The sequence below is a fragment of the Streptomyces turgidiscabies Car8 genome, from assembly GCF_000331005.1.
Classification (GTDB): Bacteria; Actinomycetota; Actinomycetes; order Streptomycetales; family Streptomycetaceae; genus Streptomyces; species Streptomyces turgidiscabies.
The window spans coordinates 1-6914 of sequence record NZ_AEJB01000200.1 but is presented as its reverse complement, the minus strand read 5'-3'; the positions used below and the strand labels follow the sequence as shown (position 1 = coordinate 6914).

General features: G+C 67.7%; 7 protein-coding genes and 1 other RNA gene. 7 read left to right on the top strand and 1 reads right to left on the bottom strand.

Annotation, left to right across the window (positions count from 1 at the left end; genetic code table 11):
• Positions 1 to 221 precede the first annotated feature (221 nt).
• Both prfB and STRTUCAR8_RS12215 read left to right on the top strand, forming a co-directional pair.
• Positions 222 to 1328, top strand: coding sequence for a peptide chain release factor 2 (prfB, locus tag STRTUCAR8_RS12220; protein WP_006375990.1), 1107 nt, complete (start codon positions 222 to 224; stop codon positions 1326 to 1328).
• A gap of 316 nt (positions 1329 to 1644) precedes the next feature.
• Positions 1645 to 2268 carry an LPXTG cell wall anchor domain-containing protein gene (locus STRTUCAR8_RS12215; RefSeq protein WP_006375992.1) on the top strand — a complete coding sequence of 208 codons (624 nt, stop codon included), beginning with the start codon at positions 1645 to 1647 and terminating at the stop codon, positions 2266 to 2268.
• Positions 2269 to 2381: 113 nt separating this feature from the next.
• On the opposite strand, the gene STRTUCAR8_RS12210 is transcribed toward STRTUCAR8_RS12215, so the two are convergent.
• The gene (locus STRTUCAR8_RS12210) at positions 2382 to 2573 is read right to left on the bottom strand and encodes a hypothetical protein (RefSeq protein ID WP_006375989.1); all 192 of its coding nucleotides are present in this window, start codon (positions 2571 to 2573) and stop codon (positions 2382 to 2384) included.
• 274 nt (positions 2574 to 2847) lie between these two features.
• Here STRTUCAR8_RS12210 and ftsE point away from each other — a divergent pair, with 274 nt between their 5' ends.
• The 5 genes from ftsE (at position 2848) to ssrA (ending at position 6869) form a co-directional block, all read left to right on the top strand.
• Positions 2848 to 3537 (top strand): cell division ATP-binding protein FtsE, encoded by a 690-nt coding sequence (gene ftsE / locus STRTUCAR8_RS12205; RefSeq protein ID WP_044472073.1) that lies wholly within the window; start codon positions 2848 to 2850, stop codon positions 3535 to 3537.
• A gap of 88 nt (positions 3538 to 3625) precedes the next feature.
• On the top strand, positions 3626 to 4546 hold the full coding sequence (gene ftsX, locus STRTUCAR8_RS12200; protein ID WP_006375987.1) for a permease-like cell division protein FtsX: 921 nt from the start codon (positions 3626 to 3628) through the stop codon (positions 4544 to 4546).
• Between the two features lie 67 nt (positions 4547 to 4613).
• Positions 4614 to 5792 carry a S41 family peptidase gene (locus STRTUCAR8_RS12195; RefSeq protein ID WP_078507179.1) on the top strand — a complete coding sequence of 393 codons (1179 nt, stop codon included), beginning with the start codon at positions 4614 to 4616 and terminating at the stop codon, positions 5790 to 5792.
• 87 nt (positions 5793 to 5879) lie between these two features.
• Positions 5880 to 6362 (top strand): SsrA-binding protein SmpB, encoded by a 483-nt coding sequence (gene smpB / locus STRTUCAR8_RS12190; RefSeq protein WP_006375991.1) that lies wholly within the window; start codon positions 5880 to 5882, stop codon positions 6360 to 6362.
• A 104-nt stretch (positions 6363 to 6466) separates the two neighbouring features.
• Positions 6467 to 6869: a transfer-messenger RNA gene (gene ssrA, locus STRTUCAR8_RS48905) on the top strand.
• Positions 6870 to 6914: the final 45 nt, after the last annotated feature.

Sequence of the window (6914 nt, the reverse complement as noted above, 5' to 3'; positions counted from 1 at the left end):
CCCCCCCAGACCCCCGCTGTCGGCCCGAAGGCCTCGTCCTCAAACTCCCCCAGAGGGGGAACCCCCAACGGGCTGAAATGCCCGCGCTTGTGCTGAATGGCTGCAGCAAACGGGTGGCTGGGTGGGAAACGACGCCTGGGCTGTATCGACCTCTGCTGTGAACGCCGGACGAGTGGATGGGCGGAAAACCGGGCGCCCGGCGGAGCCGTTACGCTGGTGTCGTGGCAGTCGTCGATGTATCCGAAGAGCTCAAGTCCCTCTCCTCGACCATGGAGTCGATCGAGGCCGTCCTGGACCTCGACAAGCTGAGGGCAGATGTCGTCGTGCTCGAGGAGCAGGCGGCAGCGCCGTCCCTGTGGGACGACCCGGAGGAAGCGCAGAAGATCACCAGCAAGCTCTCCCACCTCCAGGCGGAGGTGAGGAAGGCCGAGGCGCTGCGCGGACGGATCGACGATCTGAGCGTGCTCTTCGAGATGGCCGAGGAGGAGGACGACCCGGACACCCGCGCCGAGGCGGAGTCCGAGCTCACCTCCGTGAAGAAGGCCCTCGACGAGATGGAGGTCCGTACCCTCCTCTCCGGCGAGTACGACGCCCGTGAGGCCCTCGTCAACATCCGCGCCGAGGCCGGTGGCGTGGACGCCGCCGACTTCGCCGAGAAGCTGCAGCGCATGTACCTGCGGTGGGCGGAGCAGAAGGGCTACAAGACCGAGATCTACGAGACGTCGTACGCCGAAGAGGCCGGCATCAAGTCGACCACCTTCGCCGTCAACGTGCCGTACGCCTACGGCACCCTCTCCGTCGAGCAGGGCACCCACCGGCTCGTCCGGATCTCGCCCTTCGACAACCAGGGCCGTCGCCAGACCTCGTTCGCCGGTGTGGAGATCCTGCCCGTCGTCGAGCAGACCGACCACATCGAGATCGACGAGTCCGAGCTGCGCGTCGACGTGTACCGCTCCTCGGGCCCCGGCGGCCAGGGCGTCAACACCACCGACTCCGCGGTCCGCCTCACCCACCTCCCCACCGGCATCGTCGTCTCCTGCCAGAACGAGCGTTCGCAGATCCAGAACAAGGCCAGCGCGATGAACGTGCTCCAGGCCAAGCTGCTGGAGCGCCGCCGCCAGGAGGAGCAGGCCAAGATGAACGCCCTCAAGGGCGACGGCGGCAACTCCTGGGGCAACCAGATGCGTTCGTACGTCCTGCACCCGTACCAGATGGTGAAGGACCTGCGGACGGAGTTCGAAGTCGGCAACCCCGAGGCCGTGTTCAACGGTGAGATCGACGGATTCCTCGAAGCCGGAATTCGCTGGCGCAAGCAGCAGGAGAAGTAGCACCCCGCAGGACCCGCCCGAAGGGCTCCTTGTCGACAAAGCAACCGCCGCCCACCGGGCGGCGGTTGCTTTGTTGTGGGGGGATGTCTGGGTTTTACATCACACTCACAGGGTCCGATGTGCGGCAAGCGAGGAGCAAGGGGACATTGCGCGCGCAACGACCTTGACGTGTTCTTGGAAAATCGAAAAGGTAAGGCTCGGCATGCGTATCTCTGGGGCGCATGTGAACCGGGGGCGCTCACTGCCGCCCCTGTCGATCACGGCGGCCCCGAGCGCGGCACCAATGACGAATTCAGCTACTGGGGGTACCAGCCATATGACGAACAAGACGCGGATACGGGTCGCGCGGATCGCGGCCGGGGCGGTCATCGCCGCCGGCGCGTCGTTCACCGCCGCCGGCATAGCTTCCGCGGACGAGTGCGACCTGCTCGCGATCTGCGCCGGCACGCCGAGCCCGGACCCGGACCCGACCGGCGACCCGACCGGAGTCCCGACTCTGCCGGAGCCGGACCCGACCCCGTCGGCCCCGGAGCCCACCCTGCCGGACCCGGACCCGACCACGGCCATCCCGGAGCCCTCGGAGCCGGAGGAGCCCTCCACCGAGCCGAGCGAGCCGACCGACGAGGACCCGACCGACACCCCGTCCGACGACCCGACGGACAACGGCGGCGGCACGGGCACCGACGGTGGCTCCGACGGCGGGAACAGCAACACCGACCCCGACGGCGGCTCGAACACCTCCGTCCAGGAGGAGGGCTCCTCGGCCCTCACCGACACGGGCTCGGAGACCGCTGCCCAGGGTTCGGGCGCCGAGCTCGCCGAGACCGGTGCCGCCGAGACGACCTTCCTGATCATCGGTGCCGCCACGATGATCGCCGGCGGTATCGCCTTCCGCGTCCTCCCGCGTCTCGTGGGTGGCCGTGGCGGCGCAGCTGCCTAGTAGCACCCGCCGTACCCGGTAGTTCGTACGCCCTGCGTACACACAAGGGCCCGGAGCTTCGTCGCTCCGGGCCCTTCGTGTGTCTGTGACGGTTCTCCGGCACCGCGCCCGGGCTATGCCGTCTGGTGAGCCACCAGTGCCAGTGCCGCTATCAGCACCGCCAGCAGCGCGATCAGCGCCATCGGGTTCAGTCCGGCGAACGGGCCCTCCTGCTGCAGCCGCTCGCGGCTGGCCCGGCAGACGGGACAGCGTCCCTCGCTCACGGGCGCCGCGCAGTTCGCGCACACCAATCGGTCGTACGTCATGCGCCTTGCCCTCCTTGCGCCGCTTCCACGTACACAACGCTTTCGGGAACGCAACCGTTCCCCACTACACGCTCCACTGTGCCAGGTTCCGCGGATTTCGGCGCGGTTCGCCTTATCCTGCCCACCGCTCACCCGGGTCAGTCGAAGATCCCGGGCCGCCGCCGACCGTCATAAATGGGCACAACCCTTGCGCAAAGCACTCCCGCGCCTGCGCTCGCGTCCCCGGTTCGCGTATGGTCACGGTCACCTGCCCCCGATGGTCCGTGGTGTATCCGTGATCCGATTCGACAGCGTCTCCAAGGTCTACCCCAAGCAGAATCACCCCGCCCTCCGGGATGTCACCCTGGAGGTCGAGAAGGGTGAGTTCGTCTTCCTCGTCGGGTCCTCCGGCTCCGGAAAGTCCACCTTCCTGCGGCTGATCCTCCGCGAGGAGCGCGCCAGCCACGGCCAGGTGCACGTCCTGGGCAAGGACCTCGCGCGTCTCTCCAACTGGAAGGTGCCGCAGATGCGGCGCCAGCTGGGGACCGTGTTCCAGGACTTCCGGCTGCTGCCGAACAAGACGGTCGCCGAGAACGTCGCCTTCGCGCAGGAGGTCATCGGCAAGTCGAAGGGCGAGATCCGCAAGTCCGTGCCCCAGGTGCTCGACCTCGTCGGCCTCGGCGGCAAGGAGGAGCGGATGCCCGGTGAGCTGTCCGGCGGTGAGCAACAGCGTGTCGCCATCGCGCGGGCCTTCGTGAACCGGCCCAAGCTGCTGATCGCCGACGAGCCGACCGGCAACCTCGACCCGCAGACCTCCGTCGGCATCATGAAGCTGCTCGACCGGATCAACCGGACGGGTACGACCGTGGTGATGGCGACGCACGACCAGAACATCGTCGACCAGATGCGCAAGCGCGTCATCGAGCTGGAGAAGGGCCGTCTCGTCCGCGACCAGGCGCGCGGCGTCTACGGCTACCAGCACTGACGGTCGATGTCGGTCCCGGTCACCGGCGATCACTGGTGGTCAGTGACGTCGACGGTCCTCGGAGTTCCCGGAAAGGCTTGAGCTCGCCATGCGCGCCCAGTTCGTACTGTCGGAGATCGGTGTCGGTCTCCGTCGCAATCTGACGATGACCTTCGCCGTCATCGTCTCCGTCGCCCTGTCCCTCGCCCTGTTCGGCGGGTCGCTCCTGATGAGTGACCAGGTCAGCACGATGAAGGGCTACTGGTACGACAAGGTCAACGTCTCGGTGTTCCTCTGCAACAAGAGCGACGCCGAGTCCGACCCGAACTGTGCCAAGGGCGCGGTGACCAGCGACCAGAAGAAGCAGATCCTCGGCGATCTGGAGAAGATGGACTCGGTCGTGGAGAAGGTCACGTACGAGTCCGCGGACGAGGCCTACAAGCACTACAAGGAGCAGTTCGGCGACTCCCCGCTGGCCAGTTCGCTCACCCCGGACCAGATGCAGGAGTCGTACCGGATCAAGCTCAAGGACCCGGAGAAGTACCAGGTCATCGCGACCGCCTTCGACGGGCGTGACGGTGTGCAGTCCGTGCAGGACCAGAAGGGCATCCTCGACAACCTCTTCGGGCTGCTCAACGGCATGAACTGGGCCGCCCGGGCGGTGATGGCGCTGATGCTCGTCGTCGCGCTGATGCTGATCGTCAACACCGTGCGTGTGTCCGCGTTCAGCCGTCGGCGTGAGACCGGGATCATGCGGCTCGTCGGTGCCTCCGGGTTCTACATCCAGGCGCCGTTCATCATGGAGGCCGCTGTCGCCGGGCTGATCGGCGGCGGTGTCGCCTGTGCCTTCCTGCTGGTCGGGCGGTACTTCATCATCGATCACGGGCTGGCCCTGTCCGAGAAGCTGAACCTGATCACCTTCATCGGCTGGGACGCCGTACTCACCAAGCTTCCGCTCATCCTCGCGACGAGTCTGCTGATGCCCGCGTTGGCCGCTTTCTTCGCGTTGCGCAAGTACCTGAAGGTGTGACGCATGCCAAGGGGGCCGTTCGGACAACCGACCGTACGGCCCTTCGGCTTGTCCTAGACTCACCGGCATGTCGGGCCGAGCACTGTTCACACAGCCCCGCCGAGCGGGCCGCGGGGCGGCTCTGACGTTGCTTTTCGCCAGTGTCCTGGTCGCCGGCGCCGCCACCGGCTCGTTCCCCGAACCGGCCGAGCGCGAGACCGCCCTCCCCGACCGGGCCCGCTCCGCCACCCCCGCGGGACACCACGAGGACGTCGCCGCGGCCGCAGCCGCTGCCATGGCCGACGGCAAGTCCCCCATGGAGGCCGCCGAGCGCGCCGTCAGCCGCAGCGGGGACCGCTGGGGAGCGGTGTACTCCCCGGGGGAGTACGAGGAGTTCGAGGAGGCCCTCGACGGCCGGTACACGGGCGTCGGACTGTGGGCGCGGCGCGAGCGGGACGGCCGTATCGAGGTCACCAGGGTGCGGTCCGGGTCGCCCGCGGACGGCGCCGGGATCCGTAGCGGCGACCGGTTGCGGAGTGTGGACGGCCACAGGGTCGACGGGCAGCCGGTCACCGAGGTCGTCTCCTTACTGCGCGGTGACGCGCAGGACGCCGCCGCCGGTACGACCGTCCGGCTCGGGCTGGAGCGCGGCACGCGCGCGTGGAGCGAGACCGTACGCCGGGCGCGGCTCTCCACGGACTCCGCGACCGTCCGGCAGGTCGCCGAGAGCAAGGTCACCGTCATCCGGGTCGCGGCCTTCACCAAGGGCGTCGGTCAGGTGGTGCGCGGCGCGGTCCGGGACGCCCCGGCCGGCGCCGGGATCATTCTCGACCTGCGCGGCAACTCCGGCGGGCTGGTCACCGAGGCCGTCACCACCGCCTCCGCCTTCCTCGACGGCGGCCTCGTCGCCACGTACGACGTCAACGGCGAGCAGCGCGCCCTGCACGCCGAACCGGGCGGCGACACCACCCGACCGCTGGTCACGCTGGTCGACGGCGGCACGATGAGCGCGGCCGAGCTGCTCACCGGCGCGCTCCAGGACCGTGGCCGGGCGGTCGTCGTCGGCTCCAGGACCTTCGGCAAGGGCTCGGTGCAGATGCCGAGCCGGCTGCCCGACGGCTCCGTCGCCGAGCTGACCGTCGGCCACTACCGCACCCCGTCGGGGCGGGGCGTCGACGGGGTGGGCCTCACGCCCGACCTCGACGCCGACCGGGGAGCACTGGAACAGGCGGAGACCGTGCTCACCGGGCTGGGCGATCCCTCGTAGGCTCCCGTGGTCCTCCGTGGTCCTCCGTGGTCTTCCCGGTAATCGACTTTCCTTTCCGCGCCCTCGTAGTGCGAAAATGGCCGCACTATGGCTAAGGAAACAGGGCGCAAGCTGGTCGCCCAGAACAAGAAGGCGCGCCACGACTACGCCATCATCGACACCTACGAGGCCGGTCTGGTCCTCACCGGTACCGAGGTGAAGTCGCTCCGTCAGGGGCGGGCCTCGCTCGTCGACGGCTTCGTGCAGCTCGACGGCAACGAGGCGTGGCTGCACAACGTGCACGTGCCGGAGTACAGCCAGGGCACCTGGACCAACCACAGCGCCCGGCGCAAGCGGAAGCTGCTGCTGCACCGTGCGGAGATCGACAAGCTGGAGTCGAAGTCGGGGGAGTCGGGGCTCGCGATCGTGCCCCTCGCCCTGTACTTCAAGGACGGCCGGGCGAAGATCGAGATCGCGCTGGCGCGAGGCAAGAAGGAGTACGACAAGCGGCAGACACTGCGGGAGAAGCAGGACCGGCGTGAGACGGACCGGGCGGTCTCGGCGGTGCGGCGCAAGCAGCAGCACGGGTAGCGACGGGTTATTCGGTGGCATCGGTGCGCGTGGGTCACGTACGATGGTGACTGCACCTCACCGAGGGTGCGCCTCCCTCCTCGGAGGGATTGAAAAAACAACATGGGGATGATCGGTTTCGACAGCGGCTGTCGAAGCAGGTGAAGCGTGTCGAGGAAGCGGCCATGATCTCGTAAACCACAGGCCGAAAAAAATAATCGCCAATACAAACAGCGATTCTCCCAAGTTGCAGCTCGCCCTCGCCGCCTGATCTCTAGGTAGCGACGAGCCGCTCCTTACTAAAGGGAGTGTCAGCCCGGGAGTGTTCCCGACCCGGATCCTGGCATCAGCTAGGGGACTAAACCTTGATCCCGGTCACGGGGTGAAGAGGGAAATCTAACAGTGACTGGGCCCGTCGGCGACTTGTTCGCGTGATTGCCGGGGCCGAGAAAAGCACAGCGAACTGCACACGGAGAAGCCCTGATTCCGCACCGTTGGACGCGGGTTCGATTCCCGCCATCTCCACAATTCCCATGTTATGCAGTGCCAGTGTTACGCAGTGCCCAGGGCCCC

Bases quoted from the DNA above. Each gene is read 5' to 3' on its own strand.
- smpB (WP_006375991.1), top strand. From the start codon at position 5,880: ATGGCTAAGGAAACAGGGCGCAAGCTGGTCGCCCAGAACAAGAAGGCG.
- STRTUCAR8_RS12210 (WP_006375989.1), bottom strand. From the start codon at position 2,573: ATGACGTACGACCGATTGGTGTGCGCGAACTGCGCGGCGCCCGTGAGC.
- STRTUCAR8_RS12195 (WP_078507179.1), top strand. From the start codon at position 4,614: ATGTCGGGCCGAGCACTGTTCACACAGCCCCGCCGAGCGGGCCGCGGG.
- ftsX (WP_006375987.1), top strand. From the start codon at position 3,626: ATGCGCGCCCAGTTCGTACTGTCGGAGATCGGTGTCGGTCTCCGTCGC.
- STRTUCAR8_RS12215 (WP_006375992.1), top strand. From the start codon at position 1,645: ATGACGAACAAGACGCGGATACGGGTCGCGCGGATCGCGGCCGGGGCG.